Raw genomic sequence first — 18,602 nt, forward strand, 5'->3', positions numbered from 1 at the left:
CCGCCCCACCGCCCCACCGCCCGCCCCGACGGCCGGGGCGGGCGGCGCGACGCGACGCGCCCGTTCCGGGGGCCGGCCCCCGCAGCAGGACCAGGAGAGACCGACCCATGCCCGCACCGCTCCGGCTGCTTTCCGCCCAGCACTCCTTCCTGACCGACCTCCACCAGTTGGAGGAACCCCTGCTCATCTGGCTCGAACACACCGCCCGTCACGACCGGACCGCACCCGACGACGCGTGGCGACTTCCCGCGGGCCTCGACGGAGAGGCACCCCGGACCGCGCTGATCAACATCCACAGGGCGCTGCCCAAGCCGCTGCGCCAGGAGATGTACGCCCTCGACGACGGTCGGGCCGTGCGGGACGGCAACCGCGTAGTGGGCTTCGGCGGCTCCGTCCTCACGGCGCTGTACGCCGTCCCCGTCGACCCGGCCGACATCGACGTCCTGGCCGGGCTCCTCGACCACTTCCACCGGGCCCTGTCCCGCCAGGACGGCTACGCGAGCCTGCACGGCCTCCTGGAGGAGGCCGGTGACTGGTACGGCTGCGAGTACGGCACCGCGCGGGAGACGCCGGCCGATGTCGTCGACCGCCTCGCCCGGACCGTCGCCGTGCTGCGGATCGACGACGAGGACACCCGGATGCTCGTCGAGGCCGTCACCGCGGCGGGACCGGGAGGGCGCATCACGCTGACCACCCCTCAGGAGGCCGCCGCGATCCGCTACCTCGACCTCGTCGCCACCCTGACGAGGACGAGCACCTCACCCCTGGACCGCGCCCTGGCCCGGCTCCTCGAACCCGGCGAACGCAACGGCTGACCGACCCCGGCGGCCGGGAACGGGGGGCGGGAACGGGGGGCGGCAAAGGAGGGCGGCGGCCGGGGACACGGGCCGGGAGCGGGGGCCGGGAACTACTGTCTCGGCATGGTCGAACACAATGCCCTCAGTACCGTCCGCGACGCCTACGACGCCGCCGCCCCCACCTATGCGCGCCTGTTCCGCGACTCGCTGCGCGACAGTCCCCTGGACCGCGCGATCCTGGCCGCCTTCGCCGAGGTCGTGGGGGCGCGGGAGGACGGTCCGATCGCGGACCTGGGATGCGGGCCCGGCCACATCACCGCCCACCTGAACGGGCTGGGGCGAACGACGTTCGGCGTCGACGCCTCTCCCGAGATGATCGGGTTGGCCCGACGGGCGCATCCGGAACTGCGGTTCGAGGTGGGCTCCATGGCCGCCTTGAACATCGCCGACGGCGCGCTGGGCGGCGTGCTCTCCCGTTGGTCCGTCATCCACACCCCGCCACGGGAACTCCCCTCAGTCCTGGCGGAGTTCCACCGGGTGCTGGCTCCTGGCGGTCACCTCCTGATCGGGTTCTCGGCAACCGACGGGGCGTCCCACCCGACGCAGGCCTTCGATCACGCGGTCACGACGGCCTACCGGTGGTCGCCCGATCACCTCGCCGCGCTGCTGCGCGAAGCCGGTCTGGTCGAGGTGGCCCGGATGGTCCGGGAGCCGCAGCCCACCGACCGGCGTCAGTTCCGGGAAGTTCACCTGCTCGCCCGCAAGGCCCGGTCCGAGCCCGCCGGGTCCGACGGGGCCGGGTGATCGCGCCGTGTGCTCCGCTCCGGTTCACCATGGCCCTCGTACGGGTGTTCATCCGGTCGGGGATCGGGCCGGATTCGCGGACCTCGGGCCGAATTGGAGTGACCGCCACTCAAGACGCCGCCCGCCCTCCCTCGTAGATTGCGGAGGACCGCCGTGGAGCCGGCGCCCCAGTGGGCGCCCCGACGTCCCGTGATGCCGACGGCGCTTCGCACGGGCGGCGTTCGTACAGCAGGGATTAGAACAACAGGGAGCAACAAGTGAATCGTGTCGGCTGGTCCTGGGGCCGCGCCGCCGACCTGCCGGACCTCGCCCCCGGCGCGTCCCCTCCGGTGCCCCTGCGCCGGGGCACCCGGCAGACGCTGGACCTCACGCTCATCGCCCGCGACGGGGACGAGGAGGATCCGATCCTGGGCGAGCACGTACGGGTGCGGTGCGTGCGAGGGCTCCACGGCTAGGAACTGTCCGGCCGCTCAAGCCGGCGGCCGTCCGCTGATCCGTTGACGGTCCCTCACGCCATCGCACCAGGTGTGCTCATGGTTCGGCGTCGCCCCACTCCTTGACGGCGACCTCGTCGCCGACCGACAGTTTCCCCGGCGTCAACACGGAGAACTTCGTGCCGAAGACGACGCCCCCGCTCGCCGCTCGTCGATAGCCGGCGAGAGTGCGCAAGGGCTCCGGCCCCTGCCGCGCTCCGACGTCCTGCGCGACCAGAGTGACGGCGCAGCGCACCGCGAGTTTGGCATAGCCCAGTTCGGCACTGCCGATGGTGATGCGACGTGCGCGGTCCTCGGCGTGCGGTACGGCTGCCCAGTCGATGCCGCTTTCCTGGTCGTGGTCGTGGTCGTGGTCGTGATCGTGGCTGTCGCCGCTGTCGACGACGATGTTCGGGCGGAAGCGGTTCATCGACAGGGGTGGAGAGCCCCGTTCGGCCATCCGCCGGTTGAGGAGGGTGAGGGAGGCTCGGGACAGGAGGTGGACGGCACTGCTGTCGGCGTAGCCGGACGGGCCAGGGGTCAGGCCGTCCGCGATCCGGTCGTGTTCCGGCGGCACGCGGACGAGACGGCTGGGGGTTCCGAGGACGTCCGAGAGCCAGGCGGCGACGTCGTCACCCTGGTCGATCCCCCGGAAGGAGGTGCCGAACAGATCGACGGCACGGCGTGACGCGGCTGTCGTCACGTCGAGGCGGGCCGTGCCGTGATGGTCCGTACGATCGGCCGACTCCAGCGTCAGGCGGGTGCCGTCGGCGCTGATGGTGGGACGGATCAGCGCGAGGCGGGGGTGCCGGCGCTGCGTGCGGAAGACTCCGTCCTCGCTGATGACCATGAAACTGCGGTCGTGCGCGAGACCTGCCGGCGTCAGGAGCGCATCCGTCATCGACGTGCCCGCGCATCCCTTGACGGGATAGCAGATCAGATCCATCACCCTGGCCATGCCCCACCCCTTTCGCTCGACGACCATGGTCGGGCCCATCCCTCCACAGCCGGCGACGGCTCCCGGATCCGATCAGATTCGCGGACGGGCCTTGTGTCTTCGGTGGTAGGACCAGGTCACCGCCGCCAGCAGTGGACCCCAGAGCAGGAGTGGGGCGTAGGCGGCGACGAAGAGGGCTTCGCCGACCGAGATGCCGGGATCCGGACTGGGGGACTTCAGCAATCCTCCGAAGAGGAGAACCCACCACAGGAAGGTAACCGCGAGAGCTCCCAGGGAAGCGACGAGGACGGCGATCCTGGGGTCGACCGGGCGGCCCCCAAGAAGCGGAATCCAACGCGGCACCACTTCCCCCCAAGGCCGTACCAGGCCCAGTGCGAGGTATGAGGCGGCTTCCGCGACAGCACCGATCAGCAGTACGTAAGTCAGCGCGATCAGAACGGAGTTGTACGGAATGGCGGCGAGGAACTCTTCTCGCTCCATCACTCCGACCGGCACCCCGAGCACGAGCGCGACGCGCCACACCCCGGAGGGGACGGTGGACCAGGCAACGATACGGGCGGCACCCACGGCCCAGCGCGGGGGCGGCGGGACCGACAGCACGCGCCATTCGGGCGGGGAGGGATCCGTCGTCGTCATGATGTGAATCTCTCGCACCGGCCGGCCCCGCACGTCGCCCTGCAAGATGATCCGACTCCCCCGCACGGGGGAACCCGGCCGGTCTCAGCACTCCGTCCGTCATCCGTCTCCCCCGATCTGCCGTTCGGCAGATGTGCGCCGGACTCCCGCGAGGAATGCTGGATTTCAGAACACCGAGGAGGCAGCACCATGACACAGGTGACCGAGAGCGCGGTATTACCGCGACAGGCACGCACCCCGGGCGTCGTGCGCCGGCGGTTGGCCGGTTGGCCGCGATGGATCGGGTACGTGGCGTTCCTCGTGCTGTTGGCCTACGGGCTGGCCCAGACGTATTGGGCGTTGGGCGGTGCCGGTTTTCCCTTCGGGGCCGATGACGCCAACCCCGAGTACTCGGCGTTCGAGCACGTGGGCCGCGATCGGCTCGCCCCGTGGTTGGCCGTGGGGTTCCTGCTCAGCGCCGGGGTGGCGCTGTTGTTGGCCCTGCCGGGTCGGCGCCGGGTGCCCACCGGGGTCCTGCTCGGCGCCACGGCCGTCTCGGGCGCCGCGGTGTTCTCCACGCTGGCCGACTTCCGGATCCTGGGGAACCTGGCCTACGTCTTCATGTTGAAGTTCGGCGCCATCAACTGGACCGTCATCAATCAGGTGTTCGCGGTGACGGGGGTGGCCCTGATGGCGGCCTCGGCGATCGCCTACCAGCGCCGGACCACCGGTGCCTGCGGCAACTGCGGTCGTACCGGGGCCGGCGCCGAGTGGACCTCGCCGGCCTCCGCCGCCCGCTGGGGCCGCAAGGCCGCCTGGACGGCCGTCGTGGTGCCGCTCCTGTACGCCACCACCCGTTGGGCCTGGGCGCTCGGTTACCCGTTGGGGATCTCCGACGAGCTGTGGCAGGAGGGCAAGGAGGACAACCTGTGGATCCTGGGCGCGGCCCTGGCCACGATGGGCGCCCTCGGCTCGCTGCTGACGCTGGGTCTGGTGCAGCGTTGGGGCGAGGTGTTCCCGCGGTGGATGCCGGGCCTGCGGGGCCGTCGGGTGCCGATCGGGCTGGCGGTCGTACCGGCCTGGCTGGTCTCCCTGATGGTGACCATCGCCGGGGTCATGTACATCCGCCTGCACTTCCAGGGGGCCTTCGACAACGAGCGGGACGACTGGGGGGCCACGGTCCCCGAAACCGTCTGGCCGGTGTGGGGCATCGCCCTGGCCGCCGCCGCCCTCGCCCACTACTTCCGCCGGCGCGGCACCTGCGCACACTGCGGACGCCACTGACCCGGTCGCTCCCCAGCACACGAGGCGGCCCTAGGCCCTCCGTACGGGCAGCTCGCGTTCGGCGACCGTCCGGAAGTCGCTCGGTGGGCGGCCGGTGAGGCGTCGCACGGTGTCGGTGGTGCGGTCCTCGGCACCCTCTGCGATGGCCCGGTCCATCCCGGCCAGCAGCAGGGCGAAATCCCGGGGAATGGCCTCGGCCAGCCTCTCCACCATGGCGTCGTGCGGGAGGTGGTGGTGGACCACGGGGCGGCCCGTGACGTCCGTGAGGACCGCCGCGATGTCGTCGTGAGCGAGCGCCTGCGGGCCGGTGAGGACCAGGTCGGTGTTGGGTGCGCGGTCGTCGGTGAGGGCGTGTACGGCGACGGCGGCGATGTCGTCGGCGTCGACGAACCCGACCCGGCCCGTTCCGGCCGCCGTCAGGATGGCGCCGTCGTCGCGGATGCTGTCGGCGTGGGCGTGGGCGCCGGTGAAGTTCTGCATGAACCAGGAGGGGCGCAGCACCGCCCATTCGGGGAAGAGGCCGGGCAGGGCCCGGTGGACCCGGCCCACTGCCGGGCCGCCCTCGGGGATGGCGGAGGAGCTGAGGAGCACGGCCCGCCGGACGCCGGCGGCGCGCGCCTGGCGGAGGAAGGGCAGCATGACGGCGGCCGGGTCCGGGTCGCCGACGGGTGGCACGAGGTAGAGACGGTCCGTTCCGGCGAGGGCCGGGCCGTGGGAGTCGGGGTCGTACCAGTCGAAGCGGACCGGGTCCGCGCCCGGGAGCGGGGTGGCGCGTCGGCTCGCGGCCTTGACCCGCCGGCCGGCGGCGATCAGTCGCGCCGCGGTTCGGCTGCCGGTGGTGCCGGTGGCGCCGATGACCAAGGTCGTTCCGGTGACGTTCATCGGGCGGTGCTCCCCGCGAAGTCCAGGCCGGGTTCGTGGACGGCGAGGGGGTTCCAGTAGTCGCGGTAGGAGGTGAACCGGCCGTCCTCGACGGTCACGACGGCGATGTAGGTCATGTCGAAGGGGGCTCCGGTCGCGACCACGCGGCCCACGCCGCGCATTTCGACCACGATGGTCGTGGGTTCGGCGGTCCGGTGGATCCGCAGGTCGGGTATGTCGTGCAGGTCGATGTGGTCGGGGTGGTCGCGCATGTAGGCGGCGATGGCCCCCCGGCCCTCCAGTCGCTCGGGCCAACCCGGCGGGGCGAAGGGGAATTCCATGACGCCGTGCTCGGCCCACAGGGCGACCCAGGAGGCGATGTCCTTGTCGAGGAGCAGGCGCAGGCCGTGGCGGTACAGGTCCGTCGGCGAGGTGGTTTCGGGCATGGGGGCTCTCCGTCCCGTACGATACGGACCAGCGGTCCGCTTCTCGTGACGAAGATACGGACCGCCGGTCCGCTTTGCAACCCGAGGGAACGCCATGACTGCCGAACGCAAGCCACGCAAGGACGCCGCCCGCAACCGGGCGGCCATCTTCGCCGCCGCGGACGCCCTCTTCACCGAGTGCCACAACCCGGAGGACGTCACGATGGCCGACATCGCGGCGGCGGCCGGCGTCGGCAAGGGCACCCTCTTCCGCTCCTTCGGCGACCGCACCGGCCTGATCCGCGCGCTGTACGAGGCTCGGCTCGAACCGGTCCGGGAAGCGGTCGAGGCGGGCCCGGCACCCCTGGGTCCGCGAACGGCGCCCCTCGAACGCGTACCCGCCCTGCTCGACGCCGTCCTGTGCCTCAAGCTCGACAACCGCCACCTCGCCCTGGCCCTGGAGACGAGCGGCGCCGACAGCCCGTACCGGACGGAACACTACGAGCGGTGGCACGCGCTGCTCCGCGACCTGCTGGAGCGCATCCCGGGTCTGACCTCGTGCGACTTCACCGCCCACGCGCTGCTCGCCGCCACCCGGGCCGACCTCGTCGCGTACCTGGCCGGCGAGAAGGCGGTACCGCGCGAGGAACTCCGGCGCCGACTGGCGGACTTCACCGCCTCGGTGCTCGATGCGGGAGCACGCCGGGCGGCGGAGCGGACGGACCCCGTCCGCGCGGACGTCCTTACGGATCCGTGACGTGCGGCCGGTCGGCCCGCCACGCCCCCCGCCCGCGGCATAGCGTCGGGGCATGCGCGTACTGGTGAGTGGCGGAGCGGGCTTCATCGGCTCGCACATCGTGGCGGAACTGACCGACCGGGGACACGATCCCGTGGTCCTCGACCTGGCGTCCGACGGACGGGACGTGCGGGATCCGGACGCGGTACGCGAAGCCCTGCGCGGGGTGGACGCGGTCTGCCACCAGGCGGCCAAGGTAGGCCTGGGCAAGGACTTCGCCGACGCCCCCGACTACGTCTCCGTCAACGACCTCGGTACGGCCGTCCTGCTCTCCGCGATGGCCCGGGCGGGCGTGCGGCGGCTGCTGCTCGCCGGGTCGATGGTCGTCTACGGGGAGGGCCGCTACGAGTGCCCCGCGCACGGGGTCGTGCGGCCCGGCCCGCGGGCCGAGGAGGACCTCGCGGCCGGCCGGTTCGAACCGCGCTGCCCGGACTGCGGCGCCGACCTGGCTCCGGGCCTGGTGGCCGAGGACGCCCCCATGGACCCCAGGAACGTGTACGCGGCCACGAAGCTCGCCCAGGAGCACCTCGCGTCCTCCTGGGCCCGGGCCACCGGAGGACGGGTGGTCTCGCTGCGCTACCACAACGTCTACGGACCCGGGATGCCGCGCGACACCCCGTACGCGGGCGTTGCCGCGCTGTTCCGTTCGGCGCTGGCCCGGGGCGAGGCGCCGCAGGTCTTCGAGGACGGCGGGCAGCGCCGCGACTTCGTCCACGTGCGGGACGTCGCGGCGGCCAACGCCGTCGCCCTCGACGCCCTGGCCGACGGGCCCGGCTTCACCGCCTACAACGTGGGCAGCGGCGAGCCGCGCACGGTCGGGGAGATGGCCGCGGCGCTGGCCGCCGCGTGCGCGGGACCGACCCCCGTCGTGACGGGCGAGTACCGGTTGGGGGACGTCCGCCACATCACGGCCGATTCGGCGCGCCTGCGCGGAGAACTGGGCTGGACCACGGCGGTGCCGTTCGCGGCGGGAATGGCCGAACTGGCCGCCGGGGCCGGGGCTCCCGCACGGTCCTGACCCGGGGGCGGCGACCCCCCGGCCCGTACTACACGGGGGCCGGGAGGGTCAGCTCGAAGCGGCATCCGCCAGGTACGTTGCGGACGTCCGCGTGCCCGGCGTGGGCCTCGACGATGCCCCGGACGATCGCCAGTCCCAGGCCCGCCCCGGACGGAGGGGTACGGGCCGGAGTACCGCGCCATCCGGTGTCGAACACGCGCGGGAGGTCCTCCTCGGGGATGCCGCCGCAGGCGTCGGTGACCGACACCACCACCGCACCGGCCCGACGCTCGGCGGCGATGGCGACCGTACCGTCGGCCGGGGTGTGACGGATCGCGTTGACGAGGAGGTTGGACAGGACTCGGGTCATCTCCTTGCCGTCGACCTCGACCGGGAGCGGGGCCACCTCGTCACCGGCGAGGTGAACGCCGTGTTGGCGGGCCAGGGCGTCGGCGCCCGCGAGCGCGTCGCCGACGAGGTCGTAGAGCGACAGACGGGTCGGGGTCAGGTTCAGTGCGCCCGCGTGGATGCGGGACAGTTCGAACAGGTCCGTCACCATGGAGTTGAGCCGCTCCACCTCGGCCCGCATCTGGCGGTGGTAGCGCGCCGGATCGGCCACGATCCCGTCCTCCAACGCCTCCGACATGGCGCGCAGGCCGGCCAGCGGGGTGCGCAGGTCGTGCGAGATCCAGGCCACGAGCTCACGGCGCGAGGTCTCCAGGGCGCGTTCCCGCTCGCGGGACGCGGCGAGGCGCTCGCTGGTGAGCGCCAACTCCCGACTCAGCGCCGCGAGTTCCGCGGGGGCCGGCACGGTGGGGGCCGTGAAGGTGCCGGCCTCACCGAAGTCCCCGGCGGCGCGGACGAGTTCCCGGCAACGCCGGACGACCTGGCGACCGAGGAGCAGGGCCGTGGCCAGGGACACGGCGGCGGCCATCGCCACGACGGTGGTCACGACGGCGAGGTCGTGGGAGGAGAGGAACATCGCCCAGGCGACCGTGAGCGTCCCGGCCAGCATGGCGGAGACCGCGACGGCCGCCACGACGGCCAGCGAGACGGCGATGCTGCGTCGGCGCAGGACCCGCAGGGCGGCCGCTCCGAGGAGACCGACGGCACAGGCGCCGAGGAGCGCGTACAGGGCGATCAGCAGCAGGTCACGCATGGCCGTCCTCCGTCCGGACCGCGGTGGGAGCAGCGCCGGCGGCGGAAGCCGTACCGGTGGGAGCAGGGTCCGTCGCCGGGCCCGCCTCGAAGCGGTAGCCGGCGCCCCAGACGGTCTTGATCAGTCGCGGGTTCGCCGGATCGTCCTCGATCTTCCCGCGCAGCCGGCGGACGTGGACGGTGACGGTCGACAGGTCACCGAAGTCCCAACCCCACACCTCCCGCATCAGCCGTTCCCGGTCACAGACCTGCCCCTGGTGCCCCAGGAAATAGGCGAGGAGGTCGAACTCGCGCAGGGTGAGGGCGAGTTCGCTTCCGTTCTTGGCGACCCGGCGGGCCGCCGGATCCATCGTGAGACCGGCGGCGGCGAGCAGGGGGCCACCGGCCCCGGCCTCCGAGCCGCGGTGGGCCGAGGCCCGGCGCAGGACCGACCGTACGCGCAGGACCAGCTCGCGCGGGCTGAAGGGTTTCGTCACGTAGTCGTCGGCGCCGACCTCCAGGCCGAGGATCCGCTCCTCCTCGTCGCCCCGCGCGGTGAGCATCACCACGGGGACGGGGGTCGTTCCGTGTTCGCGGGCCCGCAGGCGGCGGCAGACCTCCAGGCCGTCCATGCCGGGCAGCATCAGGTCGAGGACGATCAGGTCGGGCCGGTGGCGGTCGGCGGCGTCGAGCGCGGTCGGACCGTCGGCGGCCCGGAGCACGGTGAAACCGGCGCGTTCCAGGTAGCCGGTGACCACCTCCGAGACGGTGGGATCGTCGTCCACGACCAGGACGAGGCCGCCCGTCTCCCCCGTGGTCGGTTCCCGGTCGGTGGTCCGATCCGTCCCGGTGCGCTGTTCGTTGCTCGGTGCCATGCCTCCAGGGTGTCACCGTGCCGCCGTGGACGGTGCCCGGACCCTGGGCGTCCGGGGCGGTGTCCGCGTTTCGTAAGGTCTTGAAACGCCTTCACCGGCCGTCCGGTTCCTACGGTGTGGAGGGTGACTCCTTCTGCTTGTGCTCCGCCCCGCGCGGATCTCGTACTGCCCTGCCTCGACGAGGCGCGGGCGCTTCCCTGGGTGTTGGCACGCGTGCCGGCCGGGTGGCGGGCCATCGTCGTGGACAACGGTTCGACCGACGGTTCCGCGGACATCGCCCGCGACCTCGGGGCGACCGTCGTGCACGAGGACCGCCGCGGTTTCGGCGCCGCCTGCCACGCCGGCCTGCTGGCCGCCCGGGCCGACCTGGTCTGTTTCTGCGACTGCGACGCCTCCATGGACCCCGGCCTGCTCGGCGCGATGGCGGCGCGGGTCGCGTCCGGAGAGGTGGACCTGCTGCTCGGTCGGCGCCGCCCGCAGGGCCGCGGCGCGTGGCCGGCGCACGCCCGCGCCGGCAACCTGGCGCTCGCGCGCATGGTGCGCCGCCGCACCGGACTGCGGTTGCGCGACCTCGGCCCGATGCGGGTCGCCCGCCGGGAGGCGCTCCTCGGACTGGACCTGACCGACCGGCGCAGCGGATACCCGCTCCAGATGGTCGTACGGGCCGCCGACGCGGGCTGGCGGATCGCCGAGACGGACGTCCCGTACCTGCCGCGCGCCGGGAGGTCGAAGGTCACGGGAACCTGGCGCGGCACCTGGCACGCCGTGCGCGACATGCGCCGGGTGCTGGCCGAACCGGCCGTCGGCGGCGACGCGCCGGTGCGGGGGGTGTCCGCGTGAGCACGCTCCTCGTCATCGCCAAGGCTCCCGTTCCGGGACGCGTCAAGACCCGACTGACCACGGCCTTCACACCCGAGGAGGCCGCCGATCTGGCGCGTGCCGCGCTGGAGGACACCCTGGCGGCGGTCCTGGCGACGCCCGCCCGGCGGCGGGTCCTGGTCCTCGACGGGCGGCCGGGGGCGTGGCTCCCGGCCGGCATCGAGGTCGTGCCGCAGTGTGCGGGCGGGTTGGACGCCCGGCTCGCCGCCGCCTTCGCTTCGGCGGACGGGCCCGCCCTGCTCGTGGGCATGGACACCCCGCAGGTCACACCCGACGAGCTCCGGCGGGGACTGGACTTCTCCGCGGCGGACGCCTGGTTCGGACCGGCGGACGACGGCGGGTTCTGGGCCCTCGGCCTGGCAGCCCCGGATCCGGCGCTGCTGCGCGGGGTCCCGATGTCGGCGCCGGACACCGGGCGGGTGCAGCGCCGACGCCTGATCGAGGCCGGACTCGCCGTACGGGACCTGCCCGAGCTGTGCGACGTGGACACTCCGGCCGATGCGGCGCGGGTCGCGGCGGCGGCCCCTGGATCCCGCTTCGCGCGCCTGTACGGCGAGCTGTCCGGGGTGACCCGGTGACCGCCCAGCTGACGGAACCCGCCGGCCGCAGCTGGCGCGCCGACCCGTACGCCGACGCCCTGCGGGCGGGCCGGGGGCCGCTCTACCTGCGCCGTCGGGACGGGCGGCTGCTCCCGTTGGAGGTCGAGCGCTGGTGCGCGGACGCGGACGAGGCCGACGACACGGTGCTGGCCCGCTGTACCGGGTCCGTGCTGGACGTGGGCTGCGGTCCGGGCCGACTCGTCGCCGCGCTCGCCCGACTGGGGCGCCCGGCGCTGGGCGTGGACGTGACGCCGGAGGCGGTTTCGCGGACCGTGCGCACGGGTGGCAGCGCCCTGTGCCGTTCGGTGTTCGACCCGCTGCCGAGCGAGGGCGGCTGGGGCACGGTGCTGCTCATCGACGGCAACATCGGCATCGGTGGTGACCCCGGGCGGCTGCTCCGCCGTGCCGCCGCCTTGGCGGCGCCCGAGGGGTCCCTGCTGGTCGAGGTGGTGTCCACCGACGTGGACGAACGCGTCGAGGTGCACGTGGAGGACGGGCGCGGCGGGCACGGATCGCCGTTCTGGTGGGCCCGGCTCGGCGCCCGCGCCCTGTGCGCGGAGGCCGGGGCCGCCGGCTGGACACCGTCGGTGAGCTGGAGGGCGGCGGGCCGGCACTTCGTGCACCTGCGTCGCTGAGCGGCCGGGCGGGCACGCACGGCGGGCGGTGGATCCGCCCGCCGCGCGTACCGGGCCCGCCGCGTCCGCCATGCGTGCCCGGTGCCCCCCGCGCTCAGGGTCGGCGGCGGCGTGCCCGGCGCAGGACGGCTCGGGTGCCCTCGTACCCGAGGGTCAGCACGGCGATGGCCGCCATGGCGAGCAACCAGTTGCGCAGGTAGTCCAGCGGCAGCACCGTCGGGTTCGCCGCGGCTCCGGGGCGCAGCAGCGGGGGCAGGGCGACGGCGGTGAGCGAGCCCGCGACGATCAGGGCGGCGCGCGGGACCGCGCGCATCCGCAGTCCGACCGCGGCGACCAGGGCGGCGACCGCGATCACGAAGGGGGCGACCAGGCCGTCGTGCGCGACGACGGCTCCCCCGAGCCACACGACGATCCGCCACGGCCGGGGTTCCCGACCGAGCAGCAGGCAACCCCAGCCGATCAGGGCCAGGCCGAGGGCTCCCAGCAGGTACCGGATCCGCATCACCGCACCTCCAGTCGGCCGACCCACTTGGTCTGGAGCACGCCGGGCCGGTTCGGGGCGATGATGCGTGCCGGATAGCCGTGGTCGAGCGACAGCACCTCCCCGTTCAGGCGCAGTGCGAGCAGCGTGAGCGGGTCCTGTGCGTAGAGCCGGCCCATGTCCATCACCCGGTAGGCCCCGGCCTCCTCCAGGGACACCACCCGGACCCGCGAGGACGGGCTGCCACCGGCAAGTTCCAACAGGTCACGAACCCGTACACCGGTCCATCGGGCGGACATGCTCCATCCTTCGACGCACGCGATGGGCAGGGTCACCTCGTGCTGGGGCAGGGCGCGCAGCTCCTCCGGCGTCAGGGTGAGCGGGCGGGGGCCGTCGACGGTGAGCCGCCAGCCGGACAGGGACGCCCGGGTGACGCGGGCGGCGGCGGCCGTACGGTTCACCGGCAGCCCCTGGACGCCGTGGGCGGGGCTGCGCGGAGCGAACAGGTCGATCCGGCCGAGCGGCGTGACGGACTGCCCGACGGTCGTGAGGGTGACCGCTCCCACCGCGGCCGCGATCCCGGTGAGGAGCCGGCGCCGGTCGGGTCCGTCGGTCTCGGGCAGGGCGAGGGTGCCGGGCGAGCGGAGGGTGAAGTGGTCCCGGATCCCGGGCCACCGCACCGCGATGTGCAGCAGTAGCGAGCCCATGACGATCCAGGCGACCGCGAAGTGGGTCGCCACGAAGTCGAACGGCCACGGATACCACTGGAAGGTGTTCAGCAGTCCCGTGAACAGCTCGAACAGGGAGGCCCCGACGAGCACCGCGACCGACAGCCGCTCCAACCCGTGCAGCACGGAGCGCACCGGCGGCCGGACGAACAGGCGCGGGTACACCGTCCACAGCTTCGCCAGGAGGAGGGGGATCGCCGCGATGCCCGAGGCCACGTGGAGCCCCTGCGTCAGCCGGTACCCCCAGGAGGGGCGGCTCGGCAGCAGGTCGACCGCCCATCCCGGTGGATGCTGGAGGAAATGGCTCAGCAGGCCGGTCGCGAAACAGACGGCGAAGGCCGGGCCGAGCCACCGGCCGATGGCCGTCGCCGTACGGGCGTCGTGCAGCCGTGCCTTGAAGGTGATCGGCGGTCCGGGGGGCAACGTGAAGCGCATGTCCCCATCACACCCCCGCGGGCCGGTCCGCGGGCCGCCGCGACACCTTACGGAACACGGACGTCGCGGGCGTCGCGGGCCCCGCGAGGGGTGCTTGCTGGAACGCTTGCGCAGGTGAACCCGCGCACCCTCCTCGCCTCCGCCGCCCTCACCGCCCTCGTCGCGGCCCTCGTCCTCACCGTGCGGTACGACGGCCACTTCACGGATCCGGTCGGCCTGCTGGGGTGGTACTTGCTCTGTTGGGGCCTGTTCGTCCTCGCGCTGCTCGCGCTGCGCCGGGTACCGGCCGGGCACGTCGCGCCCCTGCTCGTCGCCGGAGCGCTCGCCGTCACCCTGACCGGTCTGGTCGCGGCGCCCCGCACCAGCACGGACTCGTACCGCTACGCGTGGGACGGTCGCGTCCAGTCCGCGGGGATCTCCCCGTACGACCACGCCCCGCAGGATCCGGCGCTCGCCCGACTGCGGGACACTTGGCTGTTCCCCACCGCAGCGGCTTGCGCGGGCCCCGACCTGGCACCCGTCCCCCACGCCGGTGGGGTGGCCCACTGCACCCGGATCAACAGGCCCGCCGTCCACACCATCTACCCGCCCGTCGCCGAGGTCTACTTCCTGGCGGTCGACCGGCTCGCGCCCGAGGGCTCCCGGTACAAGCCGCTCCAGATCGGCGGCGCCCTGCTCTCCGTCGGGGTGACGGGGGCCTGCCTGCTGATCCTGCGCCGGCGCGGCCGTGACCTTCGCGACGCCGCGTACTGGGCCTGGTGTCCGGCGGTGCCCGTCGAGGCCGTCAACAACGCGCACGTGGACGTCCTGGGAGCGCTGCTCGCGGTGGTCGGCCTCGGTCTCGTCGCCGCCCGGGGGCCGGGCCGGCGGGCCGGCGGGGGCCTGGTCCTCGGCGCGGCCGTCGCCACCAAGCTCATGCCCGCCGTCGTGCTGCCGGGAGCCCTGTCCGGGGTGCGCCGCGTCCGGGACGCCGCCGTCGTCCTGGTCCCCGCCGCCGGCTTCACGGCGCTGGCCTACCTGCCATACGTCCTCGTCTCGCACGGCTCGGTGTTCGGGTACCTGGGCGGCTACGTGGAGGAGGAGGGCTACCAGGACCCCGAGTCCGGTTCCCGCTACTCGCTGCTGCGCCTGGTGCTGCCCGACGCCTGGGCGTTGCCCGTGCTCCTGGCGGCCCTGGCAGCCGTCTGCCTGTACGTGATGCGGCGCGGGGACCCGCGCCGGCCGTGGAGCGGGGCCCTCCTCGTCACCGGCTGGGCGTTCGCGCTGCTGACACCCGGCTACTGCTGGTACGCCCTGCTCCTGGTCGCCCTGGTGGCGCTGGACGGGCGCTGGGAGTGGCTGGGTATCGCGTTCGCGGGCGCCGCCGTGTACGTCCTCGCCCCGGAGTTCGGCCACCGGGCGTCGGTGAGCAACACCGCGTACGGCGCGGCGGTCGTGCTCGTCCTGGCCGTCACCGCGCTGCGCCGACGGGGCGCGCGCCGCGCGGCCGGCGACGACGCGCGCGGGAGCCGTCGTGGCGCAACTGCCTGAGGGCGCACCGCCCGTCGGCGATCGGTCAGCTGCCCGACATCGTTTCCTGGAGCCAGTCGAAGACGACCTCGCAGTGGAGTTGTGGGGCCATGGGCGAGCAGTGCAGTTGGGCGCCCTGGGCGGCGGTCAGCTTCACGTAGTCCTTCGGTGACGTCAGCTTGTCGTACAACTGCCGTGGCTGGCCCGGGTAGAACTGCTCGCCGTCGTAGTCCAGCACCAGGGTGGGTGCCTTGATCCGGCTGACGACGGAGGTGATCGCCAGCGCCTGGATGCGGGTGGCGGGCGTGTAGAAGTCGGTGAACAGCTTGCCCTTGCGGGCGTCGAGCATCGCCGGGATGGAGAAGGGTTCGAACCGCTTCTTCATGACGGCGGCCGCGTCCGGAGGCAGTTCGGGGACGACCTCCTTGTTCCAGATGTTGTTCGTCTCCTCCTTGTTCGGCGTGAGGATCTGCCGGATCTCGGGCGGGAAGCCCAGCCACGGCTCGACGCAGCCCGGCATCGCGACCAGTGCGGCGATCCGGTTCTCGAAGGCGGCGGCCCGCGGTGCGAGGTCCCCGGCCATGCTCAGACCGGTCAGGGCGATCCTGTCGGTGTCCACGTCGGGGCGGGCGGACAACCAGTCGATGAGGGGGCTGACGACCTTCTCCCAGGTGGGGGTGAACACCACTTGGTCGACGAAGAGCAGTTGTCCCTGGCCCGGACCGTCGTAGACGAGCGCGTTCCAGCCGCGTTCGAGTGCGGCGGGCACGCCGTAGGTCCACATGTCGACGTTCTGGCCGTCGCTGCCGTTGGTGAGGATCACGGTGGGGCGGGGGGTGTTCGAGGTGTCGGGGCGGAAGAACCACACCGGCATCGGCGTCGTGCCGTACGGGACGGTGGCCTTCACCGGGGCGGGTTGGCACAGGTCGCAGAAGGTGTCCCAGGCGTCGCGCCCCGATTGGTACAGCTGCTGTTCGCTGCCCGGATCGTCGGAACCGAGGACGAAGAACAGCGCCTGGCCGTAGTACTGGGCGGCGCGCAGGGCACGGAACCGCTTGGTCTGGTCGTCGGCCGGCGCGCCGGGCGGCGCCTTCAGGAGCTGGTCGCCGAGCTTGCGGAAGGTCTCGACGTACGTCTGCGCGGAGAGGCCGGCCCCGTTGATCGTGTTCACCGCGGTGAGGACCTCGCCGACCTCGGCGGAACCGGCGCCGGAGCCACCGAGCGCGAGGAGGCCGTTGAAGTTGTACCCGGGGTCTTTGAACAGCGTCATCACGCCGGGGGTGATGTCGGCCCCGGCTGCGGACGCGCTCGCGCTGGGCGACGGAGTGGCACGCAGGACGGGCGCGGACGCGCCTGACGTGCCCGCGGGGGCGCAGCCCGCGGCGAGCGCCGCTCCCGCGCCGGCGAGGAACAGGGCACGGCGGGTGGGACCGGTTTCCCGGTCGCCTGATATGGACGTCATACCAACCGAACGTAGTCCCGGCCCGGTCCGCCCACCTCTCGCCCTGCTCCGAACGGGGTACCCACCGGCGCCGCACCGGTACCGGCCCCACCGCCGGCCCGCAGGTGCCCCGTCCGACGCCGGGCGGGGAGCGGGGCGGGTGGTCCCCCTCCGTCGTAGGCTGCGTTCGCACGTGAGCGACTTCCTGCCCTGTCGATGCGAGCCGGGTTCCCGCCCGGTTCGCGGGGATCCGCCGCTCGGGATCCACCGGAAGAGGACGTGTGAAACGGCGGCAGCAAATCCTGAGCAGGCCTCACCCTTGGTGGGTCCTGGGCGTGATGGCCTGTGCCTCGTCGATGATCGCCATCGACGCCCTGGTGGTGCTGGTCGCCCTCCCGACCATCCAGCGGAGCCTGGACGCCTCGTCCACCGGGCTCCAGTGGGTCATCAGCGCGTACCTGCTCGGTTTCGCCTCCATGAGCGTGATCGGTGGACGCGTCGGCGACGTGCTGGGGCACGAGCGCACCTTCCGGTTCGGCACGCTGCTGTTCGTCGTCGCCTCGATCGCCGCCGGGACGGCCCAGTCGGAGGCCTGGCTCATCGCCGCGCGCGCTGTCCAGGGTGTCGGCGCGGCGCTCCTTCGGCCCGCGTCCCAGGTACTGATCTTCAAGGCGTTCGGGCCCCGGGACCGGGGCCAGGCCATGGGCATCTCGTCCAGCGTCTCCACGCTCTTCTACGGGGCGGCCCCGCTGATCGGGGGCGTGCTGACGTCGGCGTTCTCCTGGCGTGCGATCTTCTTCGTCAACCCGCCCATCGGCATCGCCGCGGTGGCCCTCGCACGCCTCCTGCTCGACGACGAGCGGCCGCGGCGCGAACGGGTCGATTGGGCGGGCGCACCCCTGTTGATCGGCGCTCTGGTGTGCCTGGTCCTGGCTCTCATGCAGGCGCGGTACTGGGGATGGTCCTCGGTCGCCGTCGTGTCGCTGCTCGCCACCGCGGGCACGCTGATGACGTTCCTGGTCGTACGCGAACGCCGGATCGCCCATCCGCTCATCCACTTCGAGTTGTTCGCCCACAAGGAGTTCGCGGTGGGGGCGGCCGTCATTTCCACGGTGCGTTTCGCGTTCGTGGGATTCGCGGTGTTCGGGGTCATCTGGCTCCAGGACGTCGCGGGCATGTCCGCCTTCGAGGCCGGGGTCGCCGTGCTGCCGCTCACCCTCCCCACGGTCGTGTTCGCGCCCCTCGGCGGACGGCTCTGCGACAGCCGGGGGCCGCGCGTTCCCCTCGGCATCGGCATGGGTCTGTGCGTGGCGGCCCTGGTGTCCGCCGCTGCGGCCCTGCACCGGCAGGAGTACGGCTGGCTGGTGGCCTCGTTCTGCGCGATGGGCATCGGCATGGGGCTCTGCGTCAGCCCGGCCTGGACCACCGCGCTGGGCGGCACCACCCCACGGATGCGCGGCTACGCGGCAGGGGTCATCCAGACCGGGCGGGAGATCAGCGCGGCGCTGGGCCTCGCGGTCATGGGCGCGATCGTGGCACACACGCAGAGCGCCCGGCTCCAGCAGGTCCTGTTGCGGGACGGAAGGCTGCCCTCCGGCCACTTCGAGCGGATCGAGCGCTCCATCGGGAAGGCGGTCGCGGCCGCGCAGCACGGGTCCCCCCTGCCCACCGGGATCCCCGCCGACCTGCTGCCGGTGCTCAGGGGCGCGGTCACCACCGCCGTCTCGGCCGCGTTCCACGTGGGCGCCGCGGTGCTGTTCGTCGCGGCCGTGTCGGTCGCCTTCCTGCCCCGCAAGTTCGCCGAGTCGGGCCGGAAGCCGGACGATCGCGGGTGAGGGGCGCCCACGCCGACGGCGGCGTCCGGTGGACCCCG

The 18,602-nt window shown here is 73.2% G+C and carries 20 protein-coding genes; 11 read left to right on the plus strand and 9 right to left on the minus strand.

The features are described from left to right. The first annotated feature begins 107 nt into the window (after window positions 1-107). From ACFVS6_RS02500 to ACFVS6_RS02510, 3 genes are all read left to right on the plus strand, one after another. Window positions 108-815 carry a hypothetical protein gene (locus ACFVS6_RS02500; protein ID WP_389700089.1) on the plus strand — a complete coding sequence of 236 codons (708 nt, stop codon included), beginning with the start codon at window positions 108-110 and terminating at the stop codon, window positions 813-815. 105 nt (window positions 816-920) lie between these two features. Beyond that, entirely contained in the window at window positions 921-1,601 is a 681-nt protein-coding gene (locus tag ACFVS6_RS02505) for a class I SAM-dependent DNA methyltransferase (RefSeq protein ID WP_389700090.1), read from the plus strand. Between the two features lie 257 nt (window positions 1,602-1,858). Beyond that, entirely contained in the window at window positions 1,859-2,056 is a 198-nt protein-coding gene (locus tag ACFVS6_RS02510) for a hypothetical protein (RefSeq protein WP_389700091.1), read from the plus strand. 76 nt (window positions 2,057-2,132) lie between these two features. On the opposite strand, the gene ACFVS6_RS02515 is transcribed toward ACFVS6_RS02510, so the two are convergent. Together ACFVS6_RS02515 and ACFVS6_RS02520 are read right to left on the minus strand one after the other, a co-directional pair. Then, window positions 2,133-3,032 (minus strand): MOSC domain-containing protein, encoded by a 900-nt coding sequence (locus ACFVS6_RS02515; RefSeq protein ID WP_389700092.1) that lies wholly within the window; start codon window positions 3,030-3,032, stop codon window positions 2,133-2,135. Between the two features lie 72 nt (window positions 3,033-3,104). Beyond that, the gene (locus tag ACFVS6_RS02520) at window positions 3,105-3,668 is read right to left on the minus strand and encodes a hypothetical protein (protein ID WP_389700093.1); all 564 of its coding nucleotides are present in this window, start codon (window positions 3,666-3,668) and stop codon (window positions 3,105-3,107) included. Window positions 3,669-3,857: 189 nt separating this feature from the next. Here ACFVS6_RS02520 and ACFVS6_RS02525 point away from each other — a divergent pair, with 189 nt between their 5' ends. Beyond that, window positions 3,858-4,931, plus strand: coding sequence for a hypothetical protein (locus ACFVS6_RS02525; protein WP_389700094.1), 1,074 nt, complete (start codon window positions 3,858-3,860; stop codon window positions 4,929-4,931). Window positions 4,932-4,961: 30 nt separating this feature from the next. On the opposite strand, the gene ACFVS6_RS02530 is transcribed toward ACFVS6_RS02525, so the two are convergent. Both ACFVS6_RS02530 and ACFVS6_RS02535 read right to left on the minus strand, forming a co-directional pair. Continuing rightward, on the minus strand, window positions 4,962-5,813 hold the full coding sequence (locus ACFVS6_RS02530) for an NAD(P)H-binding protein (protein ID WP_389700095.1): 852 nt from the start codon (window positions 5,811-5,813) through the stop codon (window positions 4,962-4,964). After that, a complete protein-coding gene (locus ACFVS6_RS02535) occupies window positions 5,810-6,238 on the minus strand; it encodes a nuclear transport factor 2 family protein (protein WP_389700096.1) in 429 nt (142 codons plus the stop codon). The genes ACFVS6_RS02530 and ACFVS6_RS02535 overlap by 4 nt, the downstream gene beginning before the upstream one ends. 94 nt (window positions 6,239-6,332) lie before the next feature. On the opposite strand from ACFVS6_RS02535, the gene ACFVS6_RS02540 reads away from it, so the two are divergent. Together ACFVS6_RS02540 and ACFVS6_RS02545 are read left to right on the plus strand one after the other, a co-directional pair. Continuing rightward, window positions 6,333-6,974 carry a TetR/AcrR family transcriptional regulator gene (locus ACFVS6_RS02540; RefSeq protein ID WP_389700097.1) on the plus strand — a complete coding sequence of 214 codons (642 nt, stop codon included), beginning with the start codon at window positions 6,333-6,335 and terminating at the stop codon, window positions 6,972-6,974. A 52-nt stretch (window positions 6,975-7,026) separates the two neighbouring features. Then, on the plus strand, window positions 7,027-8,031 hold the full coding sequence (locus ACFVS6_RS02545) for an NAD-dependent epimerase/dehydratase family protein (protein ID WP_389700098.1): 1,005 nt from the start codon (window positions 7,027-7,029) through the stop codon (window positions 8,029-8,031). Between the two features lie 28 nt (window positions 8,032-8,059). On the opposite strand, the gene ACFVS6_RS02550 is transcribed toward ACFVS6_RS02545, so the two are convergent. Together ACFVS6_RS02550 and ACFVS6_RS02555 are read right to left on the minus strand one after the other, a co-directional pair. Beyond that, window positions 8,060-9,169 (minus strand): sensor histidine kinase, encoded by a 1,110-nt coding sequence (locus tag ACFVS6_RS02550; protein WP_385686032.1) that lies wholly within the window; start codon window positions 9,167-9,169, stop codon window positions 8,060-8,062. Further along, the gene (locus ACFVS6_RS02555; RefSeq protein ID WP_389700099.1) at window positions 9,162-10,022 is read right to left on the minus strand and encodes a response regulator transcription factor; all 861 of its coding nucleotides are present in this window, start codon (window positions 10,020-10,022) and stop codon (window positions 9,162-9,164) included. The genes ACFVS6_RS02550 and ACFVS6_RS02555 overlap by 8 nt, the downstream gene beginning before the upstream one ends. A gap of 123 nt (window positions 10,023-10,145) precedes the next feature. Between ACFVS6_RS02555 and ACFVS6_RS02560 the strand changes: the two genes are divergently transcribed. The 3 genes from ACFVS6_RS02560 to ACFVS6_RS02570 are packed head-to-tail and all read left to right on the plus strand — an operon-like array spanning window position 10,146 to window position 12,135. After that, window positions 10,146-10,862, plus strand: coding sequence for a glycosyltransferase family 2 protein (locus tag ACFVS6_RS02560; RefSeq protein ID WP_389700100.1), 717 nt, complete (start codon window positions 10,146-10,148; stop codon window positions 10,860-10,862). After that, complete coding sequence (locus ACFVS6_RS02565; RefSeq protein WP_389700101.1) at window positions 10,859-11,479, plus strand: DUF2064 domain-containing protein; 621 nt, start codon at window positions 10,859-10,861, stop codon at window positions 11,477-11,479. The genes ACFVS6_RS02560 and ACFVS6_RS02565 overlap by 4 nt, the downstream gene beginning before the upstream one ends. Further along, window positions 11,476-12,135, plus strand: coding sequence for a methyltransferase domain-containing protein (locus ACFVS6_RS02570; protein WP_389700102.1), 660 nt, complete (start codon window positions 11,476-11,478; stop codon window positions 12,133-12,135). The genes ACFVS6_RS02565 and ACFVS6_RS02570 overlap by 4 nt, the downstream gene beginning before the upstream one ends. Before the next feature lie 94 nt (window positions 12,136-12,229). Here ACFVS6_RS02570 and ACFVS6_RS02575 read toward each other — a convergent pair whose 3' ends face one another. Both ACFVS6_RS02575 and ACFVS6_RS02580 read right to left on the minus strand, forming a co-directional pair. Beyond that, window positions 12,230-12,637, minus strand: a complete 408-nt coding sequence (locus ACFVS6_RS02575; protein ID WP_389700103.1) for a hypothetical protein — start codon at window positions 12,635-12,637, stop codon at window positions 12,230-12,232. Further along, entirely contained in the window at window positions 12,637-13,779 is a 1,143-nt protein-coding gene (locus ACFVS6_RS02580) for a molybdopterin-dependent oxidoreductase (RefSeq protein ID WP_389700104.1), read from the minus strand. The genes ACFVS6_RS02575 and ACFVS6_RS02580 overlap by 1 nt, the downstream gene beginning before the upstream one ends. A gap of 114 nt (window positions 13,780-13,893) precedes the next feature. Here ACFVS6_RS02580 and ACFVS6_RS02585 point away from each other — a divergent pair, with 114 nt between their 5' ends. After that, window positions 13,894-15,309 carry a glycosyltransferase 87 family protein gene (locus tag ACFVS6_RS02585; protein WP_389700105.1) on the plus strand — a complete coding sequence of 472 codons (1,416 nt, stop codon included), beginning with the start codon at window positions 13,894-13,896 and terminating at the stop codon, window positions 15,307-15,309. 25 nt (window positions 15,310-15,334) lie between these two features. On the opposite strand, the gene ACFVS6_RS02590 is transcribed toward ACFVS6_RS02585, so the two are convergent. Further along, window positions 15,335-16,750 carry an alpha/beta hydrolase family protein gene (locus ACFVS6_RS02590; protein ID WP_389700106.1) on the minus strand — a complete coding sequence of 472 codons (1,416 nt, stop codon included), beginning with the start codon at window positions 16,748-16,750 and terminating at the stop codon, window positions 15,335-15,337. 314 nt (window positions 16,751-17,064) lie between these two features. Here ACFVS6_RS02590 and ACFVS6_RS02595 point away from each other — a divergent pair, with 314 nt between their 5' ends. Then, window positions 17,065-18,564: an MFS transporter gene (locus tag ACFVS6_RS02595; RefSeq protein ID WP_389700107.1), complete on the plus strand. Its 1,500-nt coding sequence runs from the start codon at window positions 17,065-17,067 to the stop codon at window positions 18,562-18,564. Window positions 18,565-18,602 lie beyond the last annotated feature (38 nt).

The organism is Streptomyces sp. NPDC057939 (genome assembly GCF_042887545.1).
Taxonomy (GTDB): Bacteria; Actinomycetota; Actinomycetes; order Streptomycetales; family Streptomycetaceae; genus Streptomyces.

Bases quoted from the DNA above. Each gene is read 5' to 3' on its own strand.
- ACFVS6_RS02500 (WP_389700089.1), top strand. From the start codon at position 108: ATGCCCGCACCGCTCCGGCTGCTTTCCGCCCAGCACTCCTTCCTGACC.
- ACFVS6_RS02505 (WP_389700090.1), top strand. From the start codon at position 921: ATGGTCGAACACAATGCCCTCAGTACCGTCCGCGACGCCTACGACGCC.
- ACFVS6_RS02515 (WP_389700092.1), bottom strand. From the start codon at position 3,032: ATGGCCAGGGTGATGGATCTGATCTGCTATCCCGTCAAGGGATGCGCG.
- ACFVS6_RS02520 (WP_389700093.1), bottom strand. From the start codon at position 3,668: ATGACGACGACGGATCCCTCCCCGCCCGAATGGCGCGTGCTGTCGGTC.
- ACFVS6_RS02525 (WP_389700094.1), top strand. From the start codon at position 3,858: ATGACACAGGTGACCGAGAGCGCGGTATTACCGCGACAGGCACGCACC.
- ACFVS6_RS02530 (WP_389700095.1), bottom strand. From the start codon at position 5,813: ATGAACGTCACCGGAACGACCTTGGTCATCGGCGCCACCGGCACCACC.
- ACFVS6_RS02535 (WP_389700096.1), bottom strand. From the start codon at position 6,238: ATGCCCGAAACCACCTCGCCGACGGACCTGTACCGCCACGGCCTGCGC.
- ACFVS6_RS02540 (WP_389700097.1), top strand. From the start codon at position 6,333: ATGACTGCCGAACGCAAGCCACGCAAGGACGCCGCCCGCAACCGGGCG.
- ACFVS6_RS02545 (WP_389700098.1), top strand. From the start codon at position 7,027: ATGCGCGTACTGGTGAGTGGCGGAGCGGGCTTCATCGGCTCGCACATC.
- ACFVS6_RS02550 (WP_385686032.1), bottom strand. From the start codon at position 9,169: ATGCGTGACCTGCTGCTGATCGCCCTGTACGCGCTCCTCGGCGCCTGT.
- ACFVS6_RS02555 (WP_389700099.1), bottom strand. From the start codon at position 10,022: ATGGCACCGAGCAACGAACAGCGCACCGGGACGGATCGGACCACCGAC.
- ACFVS6_RS02575 (WP_389700103.1), bottom strand. From the start codon at position 12,637: ATGCGGATCCGGTACCTGCTGGGAGCCCTCGGCCTGGCCCTGATCGGC.
- ACFVS6_RS02580 (WP_389700104.1), bottom strand. From the start codon at position 13,779: ATGCGCTTCACGTTGCCCCCCGGACCGCCGATCACCTTCAAGGCACGG.
- ACFVS6_RS02590 (WP_389700106.1), bottom strand. From the start codon at position 16,750: ATGACGTCCATATCAGGCGACCGGGAAACCGGTCCCACCCGCCGTGCC.